Origin of the sequence: Bradyrhizobium sp. C9 (genome assembly GCF_002532045.1) — a bacterium.
Classification (GTDB): domain Bacteria; phylum Pseudomonadota; class Alphaproteobacteria; order Rhizobiales; family Xanthobacteraceae; genus Bradyrhizobium.
The window spans coordinates 382,048-404,625 of the sequence record NZ_NWTG01000001.1; the positions used below are offsets into that span (position 1 = coordinate 382,048).

Sequence of the window (22,578 nt, forward strand, 5' to 3'; positions counted from 1 at the left end):
CGACTACTCGGCAGCCTTAGCGGTCTTGCCGAATAGCCGGGTCGGCGCGGCAAAGCCGCACGACGTGCCGTCGGTGACCTTGACCTGATCTTCCCACGGCAGGCGGAAGCGGCCGGACACCATGTCCTGCATGAAGGTGTAGGGGCAATCCATCGCGCCGCCCTTCACCGCGACATAGCCGCGGTGCCACAGCTGATAGATGTTGTTCTCGACGCCCCAGTTCATCCGCGCCTCGCGCACGAGGTCGGGCCGCACCTCGGCGGTGATGATCTCGTCGGCGCGTCCCGTGGTGCCGTGCGCGATGATGCTGCCGTCGAAATTGACGATCATGCCTTCGCCCATCGAGTCGAACGACCCGTCCGAGCCGCACATGCAGACATTGGCCGTCACCATCAGGTTCTGGAACGCGTTGGCCTGGTTGGTGAAGCGCCAGCTGTCGCGGATCGGCGCGGTGTAGCCTGCGGTGCGGATCATGATCTCCGCGCCCTTGTAGGCGCATTCGCGGGCCATCTCCGGGAACATGCCGTCGTGGCAGATGATCAGCGCGATCTTCGCGCCCTTCGGACCGGCGATCACCGGAATGCCGATATCGCCCGGCTCCCACGGCTCGACCGGAATCCAGGGATGGAATTTGCGGTAATAGAGCTTGATCTCGCCGTGATCGTCGATGATCAGCCCTGAATTGTAGGGGTTGCCGTGCGGGTTGAACTCCATGATGGAGAAGCAGCCCCAGATCTTGTTGCCGATGCAGGCCTGCTTGAAAGCCGCGACTTCGGGGCCGTCGAGCCGGCACATGATCTCGGGGTTGGTGTCCATCGACAGGCCGTGCAGCGAATATTCCGGGAAGACGACCAGATCCATGGTGGCGAGATTGCGCCGCGCCTTGCCGACCATCCAGACGATGCGCTCGGTCTGCCGTGCCAGATCGGCCTTGGTCGCGACCAGGGGCAGCTGCAGCTGCACCAGTCCGATCACCACGCCATTGGGTGACTTGTTGAGGCCGCCAAGTCCATTCATGCCTGTCCTCCCGCCTGTTTGAAATGGGCTGTCATTTTCGCGAACGATTGTTGTCGTTCGGTCGGGCTCCCGTCCGGCCCTGAGCTAGCAACGATCATGCCAGCAACATCGAACAACCGGCAAATCAGGTGCCGGTGAGAACCTGGGAGGATGGCGCGGAGAACGGCCGCGCGCATGTCCCAACAGATTGAGATGCCGGACGTTTCGGACGGCTGAGGGCACAAGCCGCATCATTGCGCAATGGCACGCGGTTTGCTTAATCAAATGTAGGTCTTCTCGCATTCGGGGCGTGCTTCATGGCAAATTCAAGCGGGACAATCGCGGCGGAGCCGGCGCCGATCACGCTCGACTGGAGCAAGACCGCGCTCGTCATCATCGACATGCAGCGCGATTTCATGGAGCCTGGCGGCTTCGGCGAGACGCTCGGCAATGACGTCAGCCAGCTTGCCCGCGCGGTGCAGCCGATCGCCGCGGTGCTCGCGGCGGTGCGCGAGGCCGGCTTGCTCGTGGTGCATACCCGTGAGGGCCATCTGCCCGATCTCTCCGATGCACCGCCAGCGAAACTCGAGCGCGGTGCGCCGTCGCTTCGGATCGGCGATCCCGGTCCGATGGGGCGGATACTGATCCGAGGCGAAGCCGGCCACGACATCATCCCCGAGCTCTATCCGCTAGCCAGCGAGATCGTGATCGACAAGCCCGGCAAGGGCGCGTTCTACGCCACCGAATTCGGCGACATCCTACAGAAATACGGCATCGAGAATCTCCTGGTCTGCGGCGTCACCACCGAGGTCTGCGTCAACACCACGGTGCGCGAGGCCAACGACCGCGGCTACCGCTGCGTCGTGATATCAGACGGCTGCGCGTCCTATTTTCCGGAGTTCCACGAGATGGGCCTGAAGATGATCAAGGCACAGGGCGGTATCTTCGGTTGGGTCACCGATTCAGCCGCGGTGCTGGAGGCGGTCGCTGCGTAGAGCATGATGAGATCAGGACGCACACTCATCAACGTGCGCCATAGCCGGATCGAAGTGCCTAGCCCTTCGCGGCGGGTACGGGCGGCACCGGCAGGATGATTTCGGAAGCGATCTTCCAGTCCTTTCCGACGCGAAGCCAATTGATGATCATGAGAAACGGCCTGGCTGTTCCATCCTGTCCCGCATAAGAGACCGTGATGTTCATGGGCACGTAGGACTCGGCGACGTTGCGCGTCAGGCCGACAACCTTGAGCTTCGAATAATCTGGCTCGAGCACGATCGGACCGGAGCTGCCGATATCATGCAGCTTCTGATCAATCGCCTCGTTGCCCCAAAAGCCGGCCCAGTTCCCCTCGGACGGGATCGCGCTCTTGGCCACCAGCAGGGTCGAGGGCGATTGCCAGAACATTCCATGAAGAGCCTTGAAATCGTGGTTGTTGGCCAATTCCATCAGCCTGCCGAACCGCGATCTTATCGCGCTGAGGGTCGCAGCATCCAGCGGCTCTTTCCTGACGGCGGAAGCAGACGCGACAGTCCCGGTGGCGAGAGCTGAGACAGCGATGGTGGCAAGAAGTGTCTTGTACATGCAGGAGTTTCCGTTCGATGCGTTCTGCATTCCTTGAGCGAGCGTTATCGCTCCCGGCGCGAACGCGCCGGGAGCGATAACGTCACTTCGCGAGTGTGGCCTTTTCAATTACCGCGGCGACTTCCTTGGCATGCACGACGAGCGAGGCATGGCTGCCGGCGACTTCCGTCGTCTGAGCCTTCATCCTGGCTGCGAACGACTTCTGGGCCTCGGGCGCGACGACTTTATCCTTGGTGCTGATGACGTAGAACGTCGGCTTGTCATGCCAGGCCGCAATGTCGACGGGGGCTTCGAACGCAACGTGGTTCAACGGGAGCTGCGAGTTGGCCAGGTGCGCAGCGATTTCCGGAGGAAGGTCGGCCGCGACGGCTGACGGAAACACCTTGGGATCGATGTACAAATTGCCCTTCGCGTCGGGATGGATCGCGTTGCCGCCTTCGGTCGGCGGACCGGCCTTTGCCAGCGACGCGAGGGATTCACCGACCTCCGGCGCGAAAGCGGAGACGTAGACGAGCGCCGAGACCTTCGGATCGTTACCGGCCTGCGTGATGACCACGCCACCCCAGGAATGGCCGACGAGGATGGTCTTTCCGTCCTGCTTGGCGAGCGCCTGCTTGGTGGCATCGACGTCAGCGGCAAGGGAGGTGAGCGGATTCTCGACGAGCGTGACGTTGTAGCCTTTCTTCGTGAGAATATCGGCAACGGGCTGCCAACTCGTCTGGTCCACGAAAGCGCCGTGCACGAGTACGATGTTGCGGGCTGCTCCCTTGGGCAACTCGGCAGAATGGACGGAGCCGACCAATGTCGTTCCGGCCAGAAGTACGGCGGCGGCTGAGAGGAAGATATTTCGCATCGATTGTTCCTATTGGCGTATCGGACGAACACGGTCCGGAGGAATGGACAGGCGTTTCCAGCAAGGTCGCGGTTCTTCCATCTGCCATCGGCGAAATGGTTGCCGTACGTGACGCCGGCCCGCCGCGACGTGACCTATTCCGCCGGCCTTTCGGACGATAGGGATCAATCGTCCGTATGTTGTGTCGGATCGTCCGCCGCTCTAATCTCGCCGGCATGGACATACTCGCCCAAGTGCTCGATCGCGTTCGTCTCAGCGGGACGCTGCTCTTTCACTTCGAGCTCGGCCATCCCTGGAATCTGGAGTTGCCGGCGCGCCCTTACGCCCTGTTTCACTATCTCAGCCGCGGTTCGGCGACCCTTGCGCTGGGACAGGGACAGGAAATCCAGATGACGGCGGGTGATTTTGTCGTGATCACCCGCGGCGAGCCGCATGTGTTTTATTCGGATCGCCGGGCCAAGCCTTTGCAGATCATCGATATCGATCGATCGTCGCCGCGTCTTGGCGTCGTTCGTCACGGCGGTCGTGCAAAGCCGCTCTCGACCATGATCTGCGGCAACTTCACCGTTTCACGGCCGCTGTTCGGTAGCGTGCTGGAGCTACTGCCTCCCGTGCTCCTGCTGAAGCCAACGGCGGACAGCGAGTGGCTTGAGGCGATCCTGCGTCGCATGGTCAGCGAGTCCGCGCTCGAGCGTCCTGGCCAACGCGTCGCGCTCTCACGATTGACGGAAGTGCTCTTTGTCGAGGTACTGCGAAACTGGATCAAGTCCCTCGGTCCCGGAGAAGGCGGGTGGCTCGGGGCGATATCGGATCCGCACATCGGGCCCGCACTCAAGCTGATCCACGAAAACCCGGAGCAGCCCTGGGCCTTGAGCGACCTCGGCCAGCGTGTGGGGCTCGGCCGCTCGGCTTTTTCGGCCCGTTTCACCAGGCTCGTCGGCCAATCCATGCATCGCTATGTCATCGAACGCCGGATGGCAGAGGCGGCATTCCTGCTCGAAACCAGCGACGAGCCGATCGCACGAATTGCAAGCCGGGTCGGTTACGAGACCGCGGCGGCGTTTTCGAAGCTGTTCCACCGGCATCACGGCCTATCGCCTGGCCGGTACCGAGCAGCTCGACGATCCGACGGTGGAGGAAGGCAAGGGGACGTTCAGGAAGCAGCAGTTGCCGAATGACCTTGGCCCAGATGTCCGCTCATGGCTCGGCTCGGACTTTCCGCGAAGTGCGCTCTTGGGCAGCTGGATGAGACATCATCCGGGCTTTTCTCGGCTTCCCATTTTATCGGTACACGACCTGGGCTGCGGCCGCGAATAAGGCGCGTTCCCTCCGTGCCGGATTGCCAGCGACCGCGCGTTGCGGTCGGGCAACACTTTCTGGAAAAGCGTAGCGTTAACCGCGTCCGTCCATTGCGCGTTTCCATTTTGATCCGAATGATCGAAGCCGTCAGGTGCTTGGCTGTGCAACAGGGCTCGGATCGAGCCTTTGGAGGCTTCGGGATGATGAACCCGCGGCGAATTGCGACGGTGACGCCGGAGTTGTGCGGGACGGTCGTTCTCGCAGGTTGGCTCTTTGCCTGGCTTGCCGGCTCTGCCGGCATCGGGAACACCGGAGCAGTGCCCGTCGAGGGACTCGCATCATCTCTCGCCGCCAATGCCGAACCGGCTGATACGCACCAGGCAGCTGCAGTCGCCAACGTGAACGCCGATGTGGCGATGGCTGCCGAACCCGTGACGCGGCCGGCCTCCGACGCGACCGTCACGCCGCGGGCCGGCGTCATGGGCAGCGCTGTCGCTTACGCCGATGCGGCGATGGCGGTTGAATCGATGCCGGCGCAGCCGGCCCCTGACGCGACAGCGACCTCGAGCGAGCCGAAATCAATCGTCGTGGCTGCGTTGCCGGATTCGTCGCAGATGCTGCCGGTCGAAACATCGCCGGAGCAAACGGCGATAGCGAGCACGCCTCCGGTGTCGAGCGACACCAAGGAGGCCGCGAGACCCCTGGATATTTTCGAAGAGTGCCTCGTCGTTGATCTGTGCATCGACCGGTACTTGTGGGCCCTCTACGAGCGGACGCCCAAGGAAGACACCATCAGCGTGCAAGAGCAGCGGAAAGTGACGGTCAAAAGGAAGCGCAAGACGGTGACCGTCACCAGGACGTTCACCAGGCGCGTCGATAACGATTTCACGTGGAAGGATCCGAAGGCGGCGGAACGAATGGGCATGCCGATGATCGACTACGTGATTGGAGGGGTGGATCGGAGCTTCAGGCTCAAGCTGTTTCACGCGCTTTACGCGGCCGAACAGGCCGGGTTGTCGCCCGGCATCACCAGCGCGTTCCGCGATGACTACCGTCAATCGATTGCGAGCGGCCTGAAGGCGGCGTCCGACAAGTCGTACCATGGAGGAAGCTTCCGTGGCGGCTATGGCCACGGGCTTGCCGCCGATATCGTGAGCGTCAAAGGCGCGACGCGGGCGGAGCGTTGGGTTTCCACCGAGGCCCTTTGGAAATGGATCGATGCGCACGGACCGGATTTTGGAATCGGGCGACCGTATCTCGATCGAGATCCGCCGCATGTCGCGCCGATAGACGGCAAGGAATACGCCGCTCACCGCGGCGGGACGAAAGCTCAGCGCGCGGAAGCGGATATCAAGAAGCGCAACCGGGGCGCTCTGCAGGTCGTGGCGAAACGATCAAAAACCGCAAAAGCGTCGAAAGGGAGAACGATCTGATCCGGTTCAGCTGCGCCTTTCAACACGACGCGGGCAAGAATGCCTAGCAATACCACCATCGTGCAAAAATACGGCGGCGCCTGTCTCGAAACACCGGCAAAGATCCGCGCAGTCGCGAGCAGCGTCGCCGATCTGCATGGTCGTGGCCATCGTGTCGTGGCGATCGTTTCAGCGATGGGCAAGACCACCGACGAACTCGTCAGGATGGCCTATCAGGTCAGCCCGCATCCCAATCGCCGCGAACTCGATATGTTATTGACCACCGGCGGGCGCATCAGCATGTCCCTGATGAGCATGGCGCTGTCTGATCTCGGCGTGCCGGCGATCAGCTTTACTGGCAGTCAGGCCGGCGTGATGACCGATGGATCCCATTCCTCTGCACGCATTCTGGATGTGCGGCCGATTCGCGTGCGTGAAGAGCTCGATCGCGGACGCATCGTGGTTCTGGCGGGCTTTCAGGGCGTGAATCCGCTCACCAAGGAAATCACGACGCTTGGCCGGGGTGGCAGCGATACCACCGCGGTCGCCATGGCTGCGGCACTCCAAGCGGAGTGCTGCGAGATTATCAAAGAGGTCGACGGAGTTTGCTCGGCTGATCCGCGCATCGTCGCAAATGCAAAAGCCTTGCGTCAGCTGGATTTCGCATCCCTATCCGAAATGTGCTTCTGGGGCGCCAAGGTGCTGCATTTTCGCAGCGTGGAGCTGGCCCACAGCCGAAATGTGCCCCTCGTCTTGAGAAAGTGGGGCGGCGCTCGACACAGCACGCAAGTGATGAAGGAGGTCGCGGACATGGAGAACGGGAGAGTCCTGGCCGTCAACTCGATGGCTCGCATTGAGCATGTGGAGATCGATTCGGCGAACCTCAATCAAGGCTTTGAGAAGTTCGCGCTGCATCTCGAGCAAAACGCCTTGCCTTGGCCGCAACTCCTCGCCTCGGCTTTCGCCGCCGAAAAAACCCGCATCATGATGACTTCCGATTCGGAGACGCTCGACGCGTTGCTGCGCACGCTGGAGGGGAGCAAAGACCTGCGCAAACAGCGCGAGACTCTCAGTTCGGTGAGCCTCACTTGCTTCGGCGGTATTTCTTCGGACCTGCCGTACAAGGCGGTTCAGATTCTGCAACGTCACGGGATCATCGCCGACAAGTATGTCTTGTCATCGCATTCGGTCAGTTTCTTTGTTCCGACGGAAAGCCGTGAGGCCGCGGTCAGGGCCTTGCATTCGCTGATCTAGTTGAAACTTGATGAAGGGCCGATGTCGTCTATTGCCCCGACCCGGACCTTCCGCGATGTACGCGACCCACGTGCCTAGCGCGCTCGACGCCGCATCGTGGCGCGGATGTCGGAGGGGGAGGCGCCGTAGCGGCGGCGGAACGTGCGGTTGAAGTAGGACAGATCGCCGAATCCGGCTTCGAACGCGAGGCTGCTGATGTTGCGATCGCCCCAGCGCGGATTGGTCAGCAGGCGATGGCTCTGCGTCAGGCGGGCGTTGAGGACGAATTCGGTGAAGCTCGTTCCCTCGTCGGCGAACAGGCGCTGGAGACTGCGCGGCGAGAGATTCTGACGTGCCGCGACGGTGATCAGCGTGAGGTCGAGATCAGAGAGACGCGCATGGATGTCGGCTTTGGCGGCGGCAAGCCGCGCGGCGCGCAAGCCCCGGTCCTTCGCCACAGCCGCCGCGTCGCGGGTGGCGCCGATCACCAACGCCACGAGGTCGTAGATATGGGTGACGATGGCTTGCCGCAGTTCGGGCGCCGACATCGGTTCCATGCGGATCAGCTTTTGGAGATAGAAGGTCAGCAGTTTCAAGGCCTCGGTATCGCGCGGCACCGGGCGCATCAGCGCATCTTCGGGATACGACACGAGCGGCGTTAGCGCGTTGCGCCGCAGCCGCAGGCTGAGGAAGCGCGTCAGCGACGGAGAGATGCTCACCCACGGCTCCGTGGTCGACATCAGGATCGCATCGCCGGCCGCGCCGGTGACCTCGCGACCCCGGTGCGATAGGACGGGCGTGCCGCTCAGCGAGATGCGGAGCATGAGGTGGTCGGTGCCGTCGAGCAGGTCGTGCGTCACGGCAGTGCGTAGATTGCCGAGGGTCCAGGATCCAAAGCACAGCTCGGGCAGCGCCTGCGCCGTCGTCTCGGCGTGGAACGGCCCGTCATGCAACGGCATCGTGTCGAATTGAAAGACGCGGCGTCCGATCGCTTCGCGCCATATCGCGAGCCGGTTCTGCGCCGGCCATTCGGCGGTCGAGAATCGGAGCGTGGTGGGCTCTGGGGACTCTGACATCATGGGCTCGTCGGCGTATGTGCTCTGATCTGTGTTGCCGCATTGTGGCACGAGTGTCCCGCTCCTGACGAACGTCAAATCCGCCACGCTGGGTTCAAAAGGTTGGGGCTGACGTCTCTGTCCCAAGTCCTTGACGCGCCAGGCCAAGCCAAGCTCGATCGGCCATCGCTGTACGGGGAGTCGACGAGGGAGCTTGTTCGGCGTGCGCGAGGGTTCCGTGACGCGCGTAACGGTCTCATTTGTGTAGTTTCTGAATATTAGAAATATATCCCTGAGTTGCCCGACGTGTCAAGTTGCCTGGTCGAACGCCGGCCGCCGCCGGCTACTTTGCATGGGGTTGTTTTCGATATTTTGGCGGCGTCTCCTGCGACGACCCCATCACTTCATATTGCCCTAGCCGCCCTTCACCGCACCCGCGGTGAGCCCCGCCACGATCTGCCGCTGCGCCATCACGGTGAGCAGCAGCACCGGCGCGGTCACGATCAATGCGGCGGCGGCGAGTGGGCCCCAGCTCAGCTGATCGAACGAGATCATGTTGTAGACCGCGACCGGGAGCGTGCGGGTCTCGCGCCCGGCCAGCACGATGCCGAACACGAAGTTGTTCCAGGAGAAGATCACCGCGAGGATGAAGGCGACCGCGAGCCCGGGTTTGGCGATCGGCAGCGCGACATGGCGGAACACCTGCCAGCGGGTGGCGCCGTCGATCAGCGCGGCTTCCTCGAGCTCCAGCGGCGTGGTCTCGAAATAGCCGATCATGATCCAGATCACGATCGGCACCGTGACCACGAGGTGGATGATGATCTGCGGCACCAGCGTGCCGAGCAGGCCGAGCCACTGGAACAGCAGGAACAGCGGGATCAGGTACGACAGTCCCGGCGTGATGCGCGCGATCAGGATCACGATCGCCGATTTATGCGCGGCCATCCGCGCAATGCCGTAGCCGGCGGGCACGCCGACCAGCATCGCCAGCCCCGTTGCGCAGCCGGTCACGATCAGGCTGTTGCTGAAATAGGTCAGGAAGCGGTTGGAGGCGAACACGTCGGCATAGTTCTTCCAGGCGAAGTGCTCCGGGATGAACACCGGCGGATAGGAGGCGTTGTCGATCTCGAATTTCAGCGACAGCGAGGCCATCCAGAGAAAGAACAGGATCGCCGGCGAGACGATGACGAACACCGACAGCCATAGCCCGATGCGGCCGAGAATCTGACGCAGATTCATGCCTCGCCCCCGAGGGCCGACGTCCACAGCAGGCGCTTGCGCAAGTAGAGCAGCAGTGCCGCCAGTGCCACGATCAGGAGGAAGAACACCACCGCGATCGCCGAGCCGTAGCCGAGGTCGTAATAGACGAAGGCGACGCTGTAGAGATAGACGTTGATGGTTTCCGACGCCGAGCCCGGCCCGCCTTGCGTGATCGCGAAGATGATGTCGAAGCTCTTCACCGCATCGATCATGCGGATCATCCCGGCGATGAACAGGAACGGCATGATCAAGGGCAGCGTGATGAAGCGGAACACCTGCCAGAAATTGGCGCCGTCGATCTGCGCGCTCTCATAGGGCTCGGTCGGGATCGCGGCGAGGCCGCCGAGCACGATCAGCATCACCAGCGGCGTCCATTGCCAGGTCTCGACCAGCACCAGCGAGGGGATCACCGTCGTCGGGTTGAACACCCAGAGCTGCGGCGGCAGGCCGATCAGCGACAGCAGATAGTTCAATACGCCAAGCTGCGGGTGGAACATCATGGTCCACACCAGCGCGATCGCCACGGGAGTGGCCATCATCGGCATGATGAAGATGCCGCGCAGGAAGCCGCGCGCGGCGAACTTCTGGTGAAACACCACCGCCGCCAGCGTGCCGAACACCAGCGGCAGCACCACCGACAGCGCGGTGTAGGACAGCGTGTGCCCGACCGCCTCGACGAAGCGCGGATCGGTCGGAAGCCGCAGATAGTTGGCGAGCCCGACGAAGACGGTCGGCGAGCCGACCTTCCATTCCTGCAGGCTCATCCAGATCGTGAACCCCCAGGGAAAGATGATTACCGCCAGCACCACGACGAGCGCCGGGATCACGAACGGCCAGTAGGACGGCGGCCGCCATTCACGCGCCGGCGCGGCGTCCCCAGAGCCTCCAGCTCTGGACTCTTGTTTTGACGCGTTTTCTTCACGCGAACCGGTACCCACTTCGCTTGAAAACGCTCTGCTGGCCGCCGCCCGCTCAGCCTGTGTCACCACGCTCACGCTTTTTCACTGCGCTCCAGGATGGGGCGGAACTGCTCATGCGCCTTCTTCAATTCGGTGGCGGGATCGGCGCCCGACAGCGTCGCGGTCAGCGCCGCACCGACGATGTCGCGGAATTCGGCGACCGGGATGATGACGGGCAGGCCGAGCTTCGAGATTTTTGCGGAATCGACCACCGACTGCAGCCATTCCTTGGTTTTCACGCCCTTGGCGACTTCGGCATCGTCGACGATGGAGTTGCGGAACGGCACGCCGCCGCCGGCTTGCAGCAGGCGGGCGCCTTGTCCGCGCGAGACCACCCATTGGCAGAGCAAATAGGCGGCTTCCTTGTTCTTGCTCGCCGCGGCGATGCCGATGCCGTCGCCATAGGTCGACGAGAACTTGCCCTTGGGGCCCGCGGGCACCAGCGTGTAGCCGACCTTGCCGACCACGCGCGAGGCGTTGGGGTCCTCCAGCGGCGGCGCCCAGCCGTCGGCGTCGATCCACATCGCCGAGCGGCCTTGCGTGAACGAGGCCATCGACTCCATCCAGTTGAAGCCGGCGACGCCGGGAGGCGCGCATTTCGTCAGCAGCCGCTGATAGAGCTTGGTGGCCTCAATCGCCTCGGGACCGTCGGTCAGGATGTTGCCCTTGGCATCGAGGAATTCGCCGCCATAGTTCAGATAGAAGTTAGTCCACATCGCCATGTTGGCGTTGCGCAGGCCGCGGCCGACGAAGCCGTAGACGCCTTCCTTGGGGTCGGTGAGCTTCTCGGCGGCGACCGCCATCTCCTCCAGCGTCTTCGGGACCTCGACGCCCTTCTTCTGGAACAGCTCCTTGTTGTAGTAGAGGATGAAATAGTCGACCGACCACGGCAGCGACAGCATCTGGCCCTTGTCGTTGCGCGCATATTGCAGGCCGGCGGCCGAAAAATCGCTCTCGACGAGATCCGGCAGCGTCATGCTCGGATCCTTGAGATAGCCCGACATGTCGGCGAGCCAGCCGGCCTTCTCGAATTGCCGCTTCTGCACGTGATAGCTCAGATGCACGACGTCGAAGCTCGGCTTGCCCGACGACAGCTCGATCACGCATTTCTGGCGCTGCTGCTGCTCGGGGACCTGCTCGGATTCGACCTTGATGCCGGTGAGCTCGGTGAATTCCTTGATGTACTTTTGCAGATTGTCGCCGCGCGGTCCCTTGGCGAGGCTGACTTCCAGCGTGGTGCCGGAATATTTCTTCCAGTTGACCTCGGCGCGAGCCGGAAATCCGGTCAATCCAACGGCGCCTGCGGCGGCCGTGCCGGCCAGCATCTGCCGGCGCGAGATCAGGTGATGCGACATGTTTCTCTCCCTGGACGGTTCTTGTTTGGGAGAGATAGTAGCGTCTGGACTTCGTCTGCCTAGCCCCCAGATGCGCGGCGCCGCTGCATAACGTTGCGCCGCGCAAGGTATGGCAGTTATGCCTTGACGAAGGCGAGCAGGGTGCCGTTCGCAGCGGCCGGCGGCACGGTGATTCCGCTGCCGCTCTTGACGCCGGTCGCGCCCAGCGCCTTCTCGGTTGCGACGAGGTCGGCTGCGATCACGAGGCCGGCGCCGCCGCGCTCGGACAGGCCATCCAGCGATACGCCGGGATAACGCTTGCCGAGTTGATCCCTGGTCAGGAACACGAAGTCGGCGCGGTCGCCGCCGGACGGCACCGCAACCGCACCGTCGGGATCGTTTCTGACCGCGATATCGATCATCCTGGAGAGATGCGCGGCATCGGTTGCAGGATCGGGCGAGACGATCAGCGCCTGCTTGAGGCGTTTTGCCCCATTGGCGTGCGTCATCAATTCGGGGATCCACACCGTCTCGCGGGTCTTGTGCTGGCAGGCGAAGATCCGGACGCCGCCGGGCGCCTCGGCGGTCGGCCACTGGAAGGTGCGGAATTTCGCCGCCGAGACCGCGCCGTTCGGCAAGGTCACCGGGCGCTCGAAATCGGTCGGCCCGATCGGCGGATAGCCGCGCGCGCGGATCTCCTCGGCGCCGGCGGTGGAATCGACGGCGGTGAACGCGATGCGTTCGATGCCTTCGCCGCGCTTCTCGAGGAAGGCGCGTGCCGGAGCATTGTGTTCGGTCGGCGTCAGCACGCCGAGCAATTCCATGTAGTCGGGGTCGAACATGATGGTGTAGTTGCCCGATCCCATATGCGCGCTGTGGGTGCCGCGCGGCGACACGGTGAAGCCGAGCCGCTTGTAATTCTCGGCGGCCTTGTCGAGGTCTTTTACCATGACCACGGCGTGATCGATTCCGATGACGTTCTTGAGTGCCACTTCTTGTCTTCCCGGCTGGAATGAGAGAGTAGAGTAAAGCTAACCAGAACGCGCAGGCCCCCGCAAGAAAGGATCATGATGAGCAGCAATGCCGTGCGCTGGCCCAATTCGCTCTGGGCAGCAGCGACGCCTCCTGGCCCCGATTGCCCCGAGCTGATCGGCACACAGCAGGCCGATGTCGTCATCATCGGCGGCGGCTTCACGGGTCTATCGACCGCGCTGCATCTGCGCGAGGCCAATGTCGACGTCGCGATCGTCGAGGCCGCCGAGCCGGGCTGGGGCGCCTCGGGTCGTAACAACGGCCAGGTGATCCCGACGCTGTCGCGCCCCGATCCCGATGACATCATCAAGAGGCACGGCGCGGCCGGCGAGCGCTTCGTCGCGATGCTGCGCGACAGCGCCGCGATGCTGTTCGACGTCGTCAAGCGCTACAATATCGAGGCCGAGCAGGAGCAGGCCGGCTGGGTGCAGCCGGTGCATTCGCCGGGCCGGATCAAGATCGCGGAGCGGCGGGTGCAGCAATGGTCGAAATTCGGCGCGCCGGTCGAATTGTTGTCACGCGATCAGACGAGGGACATGCTCGGTTCGGATGCGTGGTACGGCGGCTTCTGGAACAGGACCGGCGGTCACGTCAATCCGCTGGCGCTGGCGCGGGGCCTGGCGCGCACCGTGCTCGGCCTCGGCGCGCGCATCTACGCCCGTTCCCCCGCGCTGAGCTTCGAGCGCCGCGGCGACCGGTGGGTGGTGAAGACCGAAAAGGGGGAGATCTCCGGCCGTGCGCTGGTGGTCGCGACCAATGCCTATAGCGGCGAGTTCGCAAAAGCGCTGGTGCCCGAGATCGCGACCGAGGTGATGCCGGTGCTGTCGTGGCAGATGGCGACGCAGCCGCTGTCGGACAACGTCCGCAAGACCATCATTCCCGGCCGGCAGGCGATGTCGGACACCCATGGCGAGCTGTATTTTGCGCGCTACGACGCCCGCAATCGCTTGGTCACCGGCGGCGCCGTGCTCGGCCCTGGCGACAAGACGGCGAGGCTGAAGGGGCGGGTGACGGAGCGGTTGCAGCGCCTGTGGCCGCAGATCGGCGATGTCTCCTTCGACTATGTCTGGAACGGTTATGTCGGGATGACCGCGGATTTCCTGCCGCGCATGCACCGCCTCGGACCGAACGCCTATGGCTGGACCGGCTGCAACGGCCGCGCCGTCGCGCTGACGATCCCGCTCGGCCGCGAACTGGCAAAGGCGGTGCAGGGCGTGCCGGAGAGCGAGCTGGCGCTGCCGTTCACCGAGCCGGTGCAGTACATGGCGCACGGCTTGCTGCGCAAGCTCGCGCCGTGGATGCTGTTGCTCTATCGGCAGCGCGATGCCCAGGAGCTGGTCAAGGGCGATCGCTTCGAGTTGTTACGCTGGGCAGAGTATCTCCTCGCCTCGCGCCGCTCAGGGTGAACGCGGACCAACGACGCACCACGCGCGATGGCTCGATCAGGCGATCAAGGCATCGCGCTTGCGTGTGAAGTCGCCGCCCGGGATCGCCGACAGCAGCGCCTGCGTATACGGATGCTGCGGCCTGCCGAACACCTCCGAGGTCAGCCCTTGCTCGACCACGGCGCCATCCTTCATCACGGCGACGAGATCGCAGATCTGCGCGGCGACCCGCAGATCGTGGGTGATGAAGATGATGGAGAGGCCGAGCTGCTGGCGCAGCCCGGCAAGCAACCTCAAGACCTGCGCCTGCACCGAGACGTCGAGCGCCGAGACCGGCTCGTCCGCGACGAGTACATCGGGCTTGAGCGCCAGCGCACGTGCGAGCCCGATGCGCTGCCGCTGGCCGCCGGAGAATTCATGCGGGAAGCGATCGCCGGCGGACGGATCGAGGCCGACCAGTTCGAACAGTTGTCGCGCTTCCGCAATCGCGCTCGCCCGATCGGCGCCGTGCACGATCGGTCCCTGCGCCACGAGTTCGGCCGCCTTGCGGCGCGGGTTGAGCGAGGCGAACGGATCCTGGAACACCATCTGGATGTGGCGGGTCTCGCGCCTGATCTCCTCGCGGCCAAGCTTCGCCCAGTTCTTGCCGTTGAGCACGACCGATCCTCGGTCGGGATCGATCAGCCGCACGATGCAGCGCGCAAGCGTCGATTTACCGGAACCGGACTCGCCGACGATGCCGAGCGTCGCGCCGCGCGGCAGGCGCAGCGAGACGTTCTTCACGGCCTCCGTCACTCGCGCGCCGCGGCCGAGGAAGCCGCCGGTGCGGTAGGTCTTGGAGACGCCGTCGATCGTGAGAATGTCCTTGCCGGAGAGGATGCGCGGCGGCGGCGCCTTGAGCGGTGGGACCGCCGCAATCAGCTGCCTGGTGTAGGCGTGCTGCGGATCGTTCAGCACGGTGTCGGCCGCGCCTTGCTCGACGATCGCGCCGTGCTGCATCACCACGACGCGATCGGCGATCTCGGCGACGACGCCGAAGTCATGGGTGATGAACAGCACTGCCGTCTTCTTGCGCTGCTGCAGATCGCGGATCAGTTTCAGGATCTGCGCCTGTGTCGTGACGTCGAGCGCGGTGGTCGGCTCGTCCGCGATCAGGAGCTTCGGGTCCAGCGCAAGCGCCATCGCGATCATGGCCCGCTGGCGCTGGCCGCCGGACAGCTCGTGCGGATAGGCCTTTGCGGCGGCCTTGGGATCGGGGATGCGGACGTCTTCAAGCAGCGCGCGCACGCGCGCCTGGATATCAGCCTTGGACAGGCCGGTGTGGATCGCAAACATCTCGCCGATCTGGTCGCCGATGGTGCGCAGCGGATTGAGCGCCGTCATCGGCTCCTGGAAGATCATCGCAATTCCGGCGCCGCGCACCTCGCGCATTTCGGCCGGATCGGCGGCGCAGAGATCGCGGCCGTCGAACATCATCCGGCCCCGTTCGATCGTCACCTCGTTCGGCAGCAGCCGCATGATGGCGTTCGCCATCATCGATTTGCCGGAGCCGGACTCGCCGACCACGCAGAGGATCTCGTTGGAGGCGACCGACAGGGAAACGTCGGACAGCGCATGCGACCGGTCGGCGCCTTTGGGCAGGCGCACGGTCAAGGCGTCGAGCGAAAGGACAGTGTCGCTCATCGGCTCTTCAGCCTCGGATTGAGCGCATCGTTCAGGCCCTGGCCGACCAGCGACACCGCGAGCACCGTGACGAGGATCGCGATGCCGGGGATCGCCGAGACGTACCATTGCACCCGGAGCACATCGCGGCCGAGCCCGATCAGATTGCCCCAGGATGCGACGTTGGGATCAGACAGCCTCAGGAACGCCAGCGCGCTTTCCAAGAGGATCGCGACAGCCATCACCACGCTGGCATAGACGATCACGGGCGGCAGCGCGTTGGGCAGGATCTCGCCGAGGATGAGCTGGAGGTCCTTCATGCCGAGGGTTTTGCCCGCCTGCACGAATTCGCGGTTGCGCAGCGACAGGAACTCGGCGCGGGTCAGCCGCGCCGGCGCCGGCCACGACACCACGCCGACCGCGATGGTCACCGTGGTCAAGGTCGAGCCGAACACCGCGACCAGCACCAGCAGCAGCACGAAGTTCGGCAGGGTCTGGAACGCCTCGGTGATCCGCATCAGCACATTGTCGACCCAGCCGCCGTAATAGCCGGCGAAGGCGCCGACCAGAATGCCGATCAGGATCGCGATCACGGTGGCGACGCCGCCGATCAGGAGCGAGATCCGCGCGCCATAGAAGATCTGCGCGGCGATGTCGCGGCCGGAATTGTCGGTGCCGAGCAGGAAGCGCGGGTTGGAGAACGGCCAGACCAGCGGCCGGCCCGCCAGCGCGAGCGGATCGCGCGGATAGAGCAAGCCGGCGCTGACAGCCATCGCGACGATGAGCAGCAGCAGGATCAGGCCGATCGCGGCGGCCGGGCTGCGGAAATAGCGTTTCACCGCGTCCATCGTCAGCCCTCCGCCGCGATGCGCGGGTCGAGCCGCGCGTAGAGCAGGTCGACGACGAAATTCACGACAATGACGAGGAGCGCGGACACGAACACGATGCCGAGCAGGGTGTTGAGGTCGCGCTGCACCACCGATTCATAGGCGAGGCGGCCGAGGCCGGGCAGCGAGAACACGCTCTCGACCACGACCGAGCCGCCGAGCATGGTGCCGGCCTGCAAGCCGATCAGCGTCACCATCGGCAGCAGCGCGTTGCGCAACACGTGGCGGGTGACGACATGGGTCTCGTCCAGGCCCTTGGCGCGGGCGGTGCGGACGAAATCGAGGTTCAGGACCTCGAGCATCGAGGCCCGCATGATGCGCAGATAGATCGCAAGGAAGATCAGCCCGAGCGTCAGCGTCGGCAGCACGAGGTGGGCCGCGATGTCGAGCACGCCTCGGATGCCGGTCTGTACAGTTCCGATGTCCTGGAAACCGCCGGATGGCAGCCATTGCAGATAGACCGAGAACACCACGATCGCCATCAGCCCGAACCAGAACGAAGGGGTGGCGTAGAAGATCAGGCCGAGCGTCGAGATCAAGGTATCCGGCCAGCGGTTGACGCCGCGCGCGGCGACCACGCCGAACACGAGGCCGAAGAAGAACGCAAACGACAGCGACGCGGTCATCAGCAGGATGGTCGGCGGCAGCCGTTCCAGGATCACCGTCGCCACCGGCTTACCGTAGATCGAGGAGAAGCCGAGGTCGAGCCGCACCAGGTGCCACAGATAGTTGCCGAGCTGCGCCGGAACCGAGAGGTCGAGCCCGTAGAACTTGCGCAGCTGTTGCGCGGTCGCGGCATCGCCGCCGCCCATCTGCGCCATCAGCGCATCGACGGTGTCACCCGGCGCGAGCTGCAACAGCAGGAACACGCCGATCAGGATCAGGAACAGGGTCGGAATCGAGGCGGCCAGCCGCCGCCCCGCAAGGCTCAGGATACGCATGCCGCTACTTTGACTGATCCAGGGCTAGGCCGAAAGCCAAAGATCGTGCCAGCTCGCCGAGCCCCAGCGCGGCGTGTTGGAGTGGTTGCGCGCCTTGGCCGTGATCACGGTGACGAAGATCTGCTCGATCGGCATCCAGACCGGCAGCTCGGTGTTCACCTCCTTGACGAAATCGGCATAGAGCGCCTTGCGCTTGGCCGGATCGACCTCGGTCGCGGCATCGTCGATGGTCTTGTCGACGGTCTTGTCCTCCCAGCCCCACTGGTTGGTCCACGGCGCGCCCTTGGGCTGGCCGGAGCGGTACCACACCGTGGTCGAGACGGCGGGGTCGTTGCGATACTGGTGCCAGCCGGTGGCGAGGTCGAAGGCGTGGTCGTCATAGACCTGCTTGAGGAAGCCGCCGCCGTCGTTGCGCACGATGTCGACCTGGATGCCGACTTCGCCCAGCGATTGCTGGATGAAGGTCGACCACAGCGAGATGTCCTCGCCCCACGGCGCCGGCAAGAGCTTCAGCGCGAAGCGGTTGCCGCCTGTCGCCTTGAAGCCGGCCTCGTCGAGCAGCGCGACCGCCTTGGCCTTGTCGTAAGGGTACTGCGGCGTGTTCGGTCCGGGGTAGAAGTCGGTCGAGGTCGAGGGGATCGGGCCGGTGCCGAGCTTGGCGAAATCGCCCAAAAAATTCTCGATGAAGAACGGCACGTTGATCGCGTGCGCGATGGCGCGGCGGACGCGGATGTCGGACAGTTCCTTGCGGCGGAAGTTGAACTCGATGGTGTTGGTGCGGGCGTTGCCCTCATTGCCCTTGGTTTGGACGATGAAGCGCTTGTCCTTGCCGAGCCGCGCCATGTCCGAGATCGTGAGCCCCGAGAACGGGCTGTAATGCAGCTCGCCGGCCTCCATCTGCGCGGCCGCGGCGGCGCGGTCGGTGATCACCTTCCAGACGATGCGGTCGAGATAGGGGGCGTTCGGCCGCCAGTAATCCGGGTTGCGGTCGGCGATGATGTATTGGCCGCGCTCATACTTGACGAATTTGAATGGGCCGGTGCCGACCGGCGCCAGATTGGTCGGGTTCTGCCTGATGTCGCCGCTCTCATAGAGATGCTTGGCGGAGACGTAGCCGAGGTCGGGCAGGGCCCGGAGCAAGAGGTTCAGCGGCATCGGCCGCTCGTAGCGGAAGATCGCGGTCTGCGGATCGGGGGTGTCGACCGCCGTGAGGAACAGCTGCAATGTCGATCCGTAGTTGAGGATCTTCTTCCACATGTTCATCGCGGTGAAGGCGACGTCCTCCGAGGTGAACGGCTTGCCGTCGTGCCAGGTGATGCCCTTGCGCAGCTTGAAGGTGACGGTCTTGCCGTCCGGCGTCGCTTCCCAGCTCTCGGCGAGCACGCCGACCGGTTGGCCGTTGGCGTCGAGGTCGACCAGGTTCTCCTGGATCTTGCCGCCGATGATGTAGACGCCGGTCGAGGCCTGAATGCTCGGGTTGAGCTGGCGCTGTTCGGCGCCGTAATGGACGTTGAACACGCCGCCCTTGCGCGGGGTTTCCTGCGCGAATGCCCGCATCGGATTGATGACGTTGGCCGCAATCGCGGCCGAGGTCAGAAGGGCCGTGCGGCGGTTGATCTCAAGGCGGGACAAATCCATACGCGGGTCTCCGGAACATACATAAAGGCTTGCATCGGGGCAGCCGGCCGATCGGCCGTGGCGCCCCCTTCGCGATGTTACGATGGAATGGGAACCTAAGTCATTTTCTAATGCCTCGGCCTTTTGGAGGATCGTTTCCGAAACCTGAACGCGCGCGGCAGCGCGTCGCAACCCGAATTACGCGCCACACTGTCGCACGCCGCCGGCCCGAGACGCGTCGGGTGATTCTCTCGAAGGGGGTGTTTCGGGAGCCCCGAAGCCGCGCAAACGCTGTAATTTTAGGGGTCGGAAGCGACTTGACTGGAAAAAACACTGGAAAAAACCCTGATTCGGGGGCTGTCCACAGCGATATTGCTGTGGTGAGTGCAGAAAACACTGTTTTTCTCGGCGTTTTCCGCCATATCGTGCCCACTCCAGAATCAATGGAGCAACCATGGCTACCCAACTGTCGAAGTCGCAAGTGATCGAGAAGATCGCGACCACCACCGAACTCTCTAAGCGCGACGTCAAGAACGTTTTGGACTCGCTCGTCGATGTCGGCCACAAGGAGCTGAAGAAGGCCGGGGTGTTCCTCGTCCCCGGCTTCGCCAAGTTCGTTGTGGTCAAGAAGCCGGCGACCAAGGCGCGCAAGGGCACCAACCCCTTCACCGGCGAAGAGATGATGTTCAAGGCCAAGCCGGCCCGGAAGATCGTCCGCGCACGGCCGGTCAAGGCCGCCAAGGACGCGGTTTAAGAATAGAAGGCCTCCGGTGACGGAGGCCTTTTGCTTTTGAGCCGTCGCTTCCTGCCGTTGGTTGCCCGCTTGAGCGTTTTCGAGCGCAGTACACCGGTTCGCGTGAAGAAAACGCGCCAAAGCAAAGTCTCGAGCTCCGGACCGGGTTGAACCGGGGCCGGGGCTCTAGACCACCGGCGACCGGCCACCATCGACATTGATGGCGGTGCCGGTGATGTAAGAGCCTTGCTCCGAGGCCAGGAAGCAGGCGAGGTTGGCGAACTCTTCCGCCGTGCCGATCCGGCCGAGCGGCGTGCCCTTGGCAAGGCCCTTGGCGAATTCCCCGAAATCCGTGTCCGGCGCCTGGGCAGCGTGCCGCTTGACCCATTGATCGCTCATGATCAGGCCGACCAAGAGCGCATTCACCAGGATGTTGTGCTCGCCGCCTTCATTGGCCATCACCTTCGTCAGGGCCATGCCGGCCGCGCGCGACACCGAGGTCGGCGCGGAATTGCCGGCCGGCGCCTTCGCGAAGGTGTTGAGTACGTTGATGATGCGGCCCCATTTGCGCTGCTTCATGCCCGGCCAGACCAGCCGGCTGAAGCGGATCGCGGCGAACAGTTTCAGGTCGAGGTCCTCCTGCCAGGCCTCGTCGCTGATGTTCTCGAAGGCCAGCGTGCGCGCGGTGCCCGCATTGTTGACCAGCACGTCGACCTTGCCGAGATCCGCGACGATCTGGTCGTGGGCCTTGCGGATGTCGGCGGCCTTGGCGACGTCGCAGACGTAATCGCGCACCACGAGGCCGTCCCTGGCGAGCGCTTCGCGCGCCGCCGCGAGGTCGGCCGCGCCGCGGGCGAGGATCGCGACCTTGGCGCCGGATTCCGCAAACCGCCGCGCCACCGCGATTCCGATGCCCTTGCTGCCGCCGGTGACCACCGCGACGCGGTCTTTGATGGATAGGTTCATTGTTGTTCTCCCTGGGGCTGGCCCTCGGAGAACGCTATCAAACCGACAGCGCGACCAACAAGGTCATGCAGAGCAGGTGTGCTGTGACGATTATCGCGAGATGGAGCGGGCCGGACATCGGATACCTCCATTGTGGTGCGAAGTGAGGCGCTTGCTAGGGCGATCACGTAACTCGTCTCCCTCGCCCTGAAAGGGGGAGGGCCGGGTGGGGGGTGCTCTCCACGAACGCCGGCGCTCGCGGAGGCAGGGTCCCCACCGGTTTGCTGCGCAAACCGACCTCCCCTTTTTCAAGGGGAGGTGAGGATCGCTAGTTGAAGCTTGCGCTTGCCGTAAAACTGCGCTCGACGGCCTTGCCGACATCGAGCGTCTTGCCGAGGATGCCATAGCGCGTGGCGCGGTCGGAGGCGGCCTGCACCTCCTTCACCACGGCCTCGTCGATCGCGATCGGTGAGGTCTTCTGCGCGGTGTAGGCGGCGAACAGCACATCGTCGGGCAGTTTTGTGAGCTCCGCCGTGCTCTTCGCGTATTCGGCGAGATGGTCGAGCGACCACAGCCGTGCCTTGTTCAGCCGCTGTACGAGGTCCTGCACCGCGGCACGCTTGGTCGCGATCGCGTTGTCGGAGGCAACGATGAAGGTGATGGTCGGCGTCAGGCCTTCGCCATCGGCAACGACGCGCGCTTTGTCCTTCAGGGTTGCAAAGGAGACGTAGGGCTCCCACACCGCCCAACCGTCGATTGAACCGGCAACGAGCGCGATCTTGGCGTCGACCGGGCCGAGCGGGGCGAAGGTCGCGTCTTCGATCCGGTTGCCGGCTTTTTCCAGCGTCGCGTCGATCAGGAACTGGCCCCAGCCGCCGCGGGTGCCGGCGAGGCGCTTGCCCTTCAGATCGGCCGCCGTCTTGATCGGCGAATCCCCGCGCACCAGGATCGCCTGAGTCTTCGGATCGGCGCGCGTCCCGCCAATCGCCTTGATCGGTGCGCCCGCGGCATAGACCGTGAGGAAGGCAAGGTCGCCGGTATAGCCGACGTCGAGCGCGCCGGCATTGAGTGCCTCGAGGATCGGCGCCGCGGCCGGGAATTCCGACCATTCGATCTTGTAGGGCAGGTCCTTGGCAAAGCCGGAGATCTCGAGCAGCGAGCGGTTGCCGCCCTTCTGGTCGCCGACCCGCAGCACGATCGCATCAGCCGCGAACGCCGCAGCTGATGTCGACAGCGTGATCACGGCGGTGATCAGCGCGGCCGCGGTGCGGCGGGTGAGAGTGTAGGGAGAACCCGGGCGGGTCAGTTTGCGCATACGCATTTTCTTCTTCTTCCTGATTCATTCGCTGCTCGTCGGAAAGCGCGGCAGCGTTCGATCAAGTCTATGAGCAAGC

The 22,578-nt window shown here is 64.0% G+C and carries 20 protein-coding genes; 6 read left to right on the top strand and 14 right to left on the bottom strand.

The genetic code is table 11. The features are described 5' to 3' along the window. Positions 1-3: 3 nt before the first annotated feature. Entirely contained in the window at positions 4-1,017 is a 1,014-nt protein-coding gene (locus tag CO675_RS01725; RefSeq protein ID WP_097670294.1) for a formamidase, read from the bottom strand. A 296-nt stretch (positions 1,018-1,313) separates the two neighbouring features. Here CO675_RS01725 and CO675_RS01730 point away from each other — a divergent pair, with 296 nt between their 5' ends. After that, on the top strand, positions 1,314-1,991 hold the full coding sequence (locus tag CO675_RS01730) for a cysteine hydrolase family protein (protein WP_097670295.1): 678 nt from the start codon (positions 1,314-1,316) through the stop codon (positions 1,989-1,991). A gap of 58 nt (positions 1,992-2,049) precedes the next feature. Here CO675_RS01730 and CO675_RS01735 read toward each other — a convergent pair whose 3' ends face one another. Next, complete coding sequence (locus CO675_RS01735; protein ID WP_097670296.1) at positions 2,050-2,577, bottom strand: hypothetical protein; 528 nt, start codon at positions 2,575-2,577, stop codon at positions 2,050-2,052. 82 nt (positions 2,578-2,659) lie between these two features. Continuing rightward, positions 2,660-3,430, bottom strand: a complete 771-nt coding sequence (locus CO675_RS01740) for an alpha/beta fold hydrolase (RefSeq protein WP_097670297.1) — start codon at positions 3,428-3,430, stop codon at positions 2,660-2,662. Positions 3,431-3,645: 215 nt separating this feature from the next. Between CO675_RS01740 and CO675_RS01745 the strand changes: the two genes are divergently transcribed. From CO675_RS01745 to CO675_RS01755, 3 genes are all read left to right on the top strand, one after another. Beyond that, positions 3,646-4,608 carry an AraC family transcriptional regulator gene (locus CO675_RS01745; protein ID WP_198964457.1) on the top strand — a complete coding sequence of 321 codons (963 nt, stop codon included), beginning with the start codon at positions 3,646-3,648 and terminating at the stop codon, positions 4,606-4,608. Between the two features lie 324 nt (positions 4,609-4,932). Continuing rightward, positions 4,933-6,162, top strand: a complete 1,230-nt coding sequence (locus CO675_RS01750) for a peptidase M15 (RefSeq protein ID WP_502693360.1) — start codon at positions 4,933-4,935, stop codon at positions 6,160-6,162. A gap of 39 nt (positions 6,163-6,201) precedes the next feature. After that, positions 6,202-7,395, top strand: a complete 1,194-nt coding sequence (locus CO675_RS01755) for an aspartate kinase (RefSeq protein WP_097670300.1) — start codon at positions 6,202-6,204, stop codon at positions 7,393-7,395. Between the two features lie 74 nt (positions 7,396-7,469). On the opposite strand, the gene CO675_RS01760 is transcribed toward CO675_RS01755, so the two are convergent. From CO675_RS01760 to CO675_RS01780, 5 genes are all read right to left on the bottom strand, one after another. Continuing rightward, complete coding sequence (locus tag CO675_RS01760; protein WP_158231171.1) at positions 7,470-8,537, bottom strand: helix-turn-helix domain-containing protein; 1,068 nt, start codon at positions 8,535-8,537, stop codon at positions 7,470-7,472. 306 nt (positions 8,538-8,843) lie between these two features. Beyond that, a complete protein-coding gene (locus tag CO675_RS01765) occupies positions 8,844-9,668 on the bottom strand; it encodes a carbohydrate ABC transporter permease (RefSeq protein WP_097670302.1) in 825 nt (274 codons plus the stop codon). After that, entirely contained in the window at positions 9,665-10,516 is an 852-nt protein-coding gene (locus tag CO675_RS01770; RefSeq protein WP_245452596.1) for a carbohydrate ABC transporter permease, read from the bottom strand. The genes CO675_RS01765 and CO675_RS01770 overlap by 4 nt, the downstream gene beginning before the upstream one ends. Before the next feature lie 164 nt (positions 10,517-10,680). Next, a complete protein-coding gene (locus CO675_RS01775; RefSeq protein ID WP_097670304.1) occupies positions 10,681-12,003 on the bottom strand; it encodes an ABC transporter substrate-binding protein in 1,323 nt (440 codons plus the stop codon). A gap of 116 nt (positions 12,004-12,119) precedes the next feature. Continuing rightward, complete coding sequence (locus tag CO675_RS01780) at positions 12,120-12,974, bottom strand: VOC family protein (RefSeq protein ID WP_097670305.1); 855 nt, start codon at positions 12,972-12,974, stop codon at positions 12,120-12,122. A 78-nt stretch (positions 12,975-13,052) separates the two neighbouring features. Here CO675_RS01780 and CO675_RS01785 point away from each other — a divergent pair, with 78 nt between their 5' ends. Further along, positions 13,053-14,420: an NAD(P)/FAD-dependent oxidoreductase gene (locus CO675_RS01785; protein ID WP_097670865.1), complete on the top strand. Its 1,368-nt coding sequence runs from the start codon at positions 13,053-13,055 to the stop codon at positions 14,418-14,420. A 36-nt stretch (positions 14,421-14,456) separates the two neighbouring features. Here CO675_RS01785 and CO675_RS01790 read toward each other — a convergent pair whose 3' ends face one another. The 4 genes from CO675_RS01790 to CO675_RS01805 are packed head-to-tail and all read right to left on the bottom strand — an operon-like array spanning position 14,457 to position 19,527. Further along, on the bottom strand, positions 14,457-16,082 hold the full coding sequence (locus tag CO675_RS01790) for an ABC transporter ATP-binding protein (RefSeq protein ID WP_097670306.1): 1,626 nt from the start codon (positions 16,080-16,082) through the stop codon (positions 14,457-14,459). After that, the gene (locus tag CO675_RS01795; RefSeq protein ID WP_097670307.1) at positions 16,079-16,909 is read right to left on the bottom strand and encodes an ABC transporter permease; all 831 of its coding nucleotides are present in this window, start codon (positions 16,907-16,909) and stop codon (positions 16,079-16,081) included. Before CO675_RS01795 ends, CO675_RS01790 begins: the two co-directional genes overlap by 4 nt. Positions 16,910-16,911: 2 nt before the next feature. After that, positions 16,912-17,889, bottom strand: coding sequence for an ABC transporter permease (locus CO675_RS01800; RefSeq protein ID WP_097670308.1), 978 nt, complete (start codon positions 17,887-17,889; stop codon positions 16,912-16,914). Between the two features lie 24 nt (positions 17,890-17,913). Then, positions 17,914-19,527 carry an ABC transporter substrate-binding protein gene (locus CO675_RS01805; RefSeq protein ID WP_097670309.1) on the bottom strand — a complete coding sequence of 538 codons (1,614 nt, stop codon included), beginning with the start codon at positions 19,525-19,527 and terminating at the stop codon, positions 17,914-17,916. A gap of 433 nt (positions 19,528-19,960) precedes the next feature. On the opposite strand from CO675_RS01805, the gene CO675_RS01810 reads away from it, so the two are divergent. Then, positions 19,961-20,260, top strand: a complete 300-nt coding sequence (locus tag CO675_RS01810; RefSeq protein WP_021077434.1) for an HU family DNA-binding protein — start codon at positions 19,961-19,963, stop codon at positions 20,258-20,260. Between the two features lie 165 nt (positions 20,261-20,425). Here CO675_RS01810 and CO675_RS01815 read toward each other — a convergent pair whose 3' ends face one another. Together CO675_RS01815 and CO675_RS01820 are read right to left on the bottom strand one after the other, a co-directional pair. After that, positions 20,426-21,205 (bottom strand): SDR family oxidoreductase, encoded by a 780-nt coding sequence (locus CO675_RS01815; protein WP_097670310.1) that lies wholly within the window; start codon positions 21,203-21,205, stop codon positions 20,426-20,428. Between the two features lie 307 nt (positions 21,206-21,512). After that, entirely contained in the window at positions 21,513-22,499 is a 987-nt protein-coding gene (locus tag CO675_RS01820; RefSeq protein ID WP_097670311.1) for an ABC transporter substrate-binding protein, read from the bottom strand. Positions 22,500-22,578: the final 79 nt, after the last annotated feature.

Bases quoted from the DNA above. Each gene is read 5' to 3' on its own strand.
- CO675_RS01725 (WP_097670294.1), bottom strand. From the start codon at position 1,017: ATGAATGGACTTGGCGGCCTCAACAAGTCACCCAATGGCGTGGTGATC.
- CO675_RS01730 (WP_097670295.1), top strand. From the start codon at position 1,314: ATGGCAAATTCAAGCGGGACAATCGCGGCGGAGCCGGCGCCGATCACG.
- CO675_RS01735 (WP_097670296.1), bottom strand. From the start codon at position 2,577: ATGTACAAGACACTTCTTGCCACCATCGCTGTCTCAGCTCTCGCCACC.
- CO675_RS01740 (WP_097670297.1), bottom strand. From the start codon at position 3,430: ATGCGAAATATCTTCCTCTCAGCCGCCGCCGTACTTCTGGCCGGAACG.
- CO675_RS01745 (WP_198964457.1), top strand. From the start codon at position 3,646: ATGGACATACTCGCCCAAGTGCTCGATCGCGTTCGTCTCAGCGGGACG.
- CO675_RS01750 (WP_502693360.1), top strand. From the start codon at position 4,933: ATGAACCCGCGGCGAATTGCGACGGTGACGCCGGAGTTGTGCGGGACG.
- CO675_RS01755 (WP_097670300.1), top strand. From the start codon at position 6,202: ATGCCTAGCAATACCACCATCGTGCAAAAATACGGCGGCGCCTGTCTC.
- CO675_RS01765 (WP_097670302.1), bottom strand. From the start codon at position 9,668: ATGAATCTGCGTCAGATTCTCGGCCGCATCGGGCTATGGCTGTCGGTG.
- CO675_RS01775 (WP_097670304.1), bottom strand. From the start codon at position 12,003: ATGTCGCATCACCTGATCTCGCGCCGGCAGATGCTGGCCGGCACGGCC.
- CO675_RS01785 (WP_097670865.1), top strand. From the start codon at position 13,053: ATGAGCAGCAATGCCGTGCGCTGGCCCAATTCGCTCTGGGCAGCAGCG.
- CO675_RS01790 (WP_097670306.1), bottom strand. From the start codon at position 16,082: ATGAGCGACACTGTCCTTTCGCTCGACGCCTTGACCGTGCGCCTGCCC.
- CO675_RS01795 (WP_097670307.1), bottom strand. From the start codon at position 16,909: ATGGACGCGGTGAAACGCTATTTCCGCAGCCCGGCCGCCGCGATCGGC.
- CO675_RS01800 (WP_097670308.1), bottom strand. From the start codon at position 17,889: ATGCGTATCCTGAGCCTTGCGGGGCGGCGGCTGGCCGCCTCGATTCCG.
- CO675_RS01805 (WP_097670309.1), bottom strand. From the start codon at position 19,527: ATGGATTTGTCCCGCCTTGAGATCAACCGCCGCACGGCCCTTCTGACC.
- CO675_RS01810 (WP_021077434.1), top strand. From the start codon at position 19,961: ATGGCTACCCAACTGTCGAAGTCGCAAGTGATCGAGAAGATCGCGACC.
- CO675_RS01815 (WP_097670310.1), bottom strand. From the start codon at position 21,205: ATGAACCTATCCATCAAAGACCGCGTCGCGGTGGTCACCGGCGGCAGC.
- CO675_RS01820 (WP_097670311.1), bottom strand. From the start codon at position 22,499: ATGCGCAAACTGACCCGCCCGGGTTCTCCCTACACTCTCACCCGCCGC.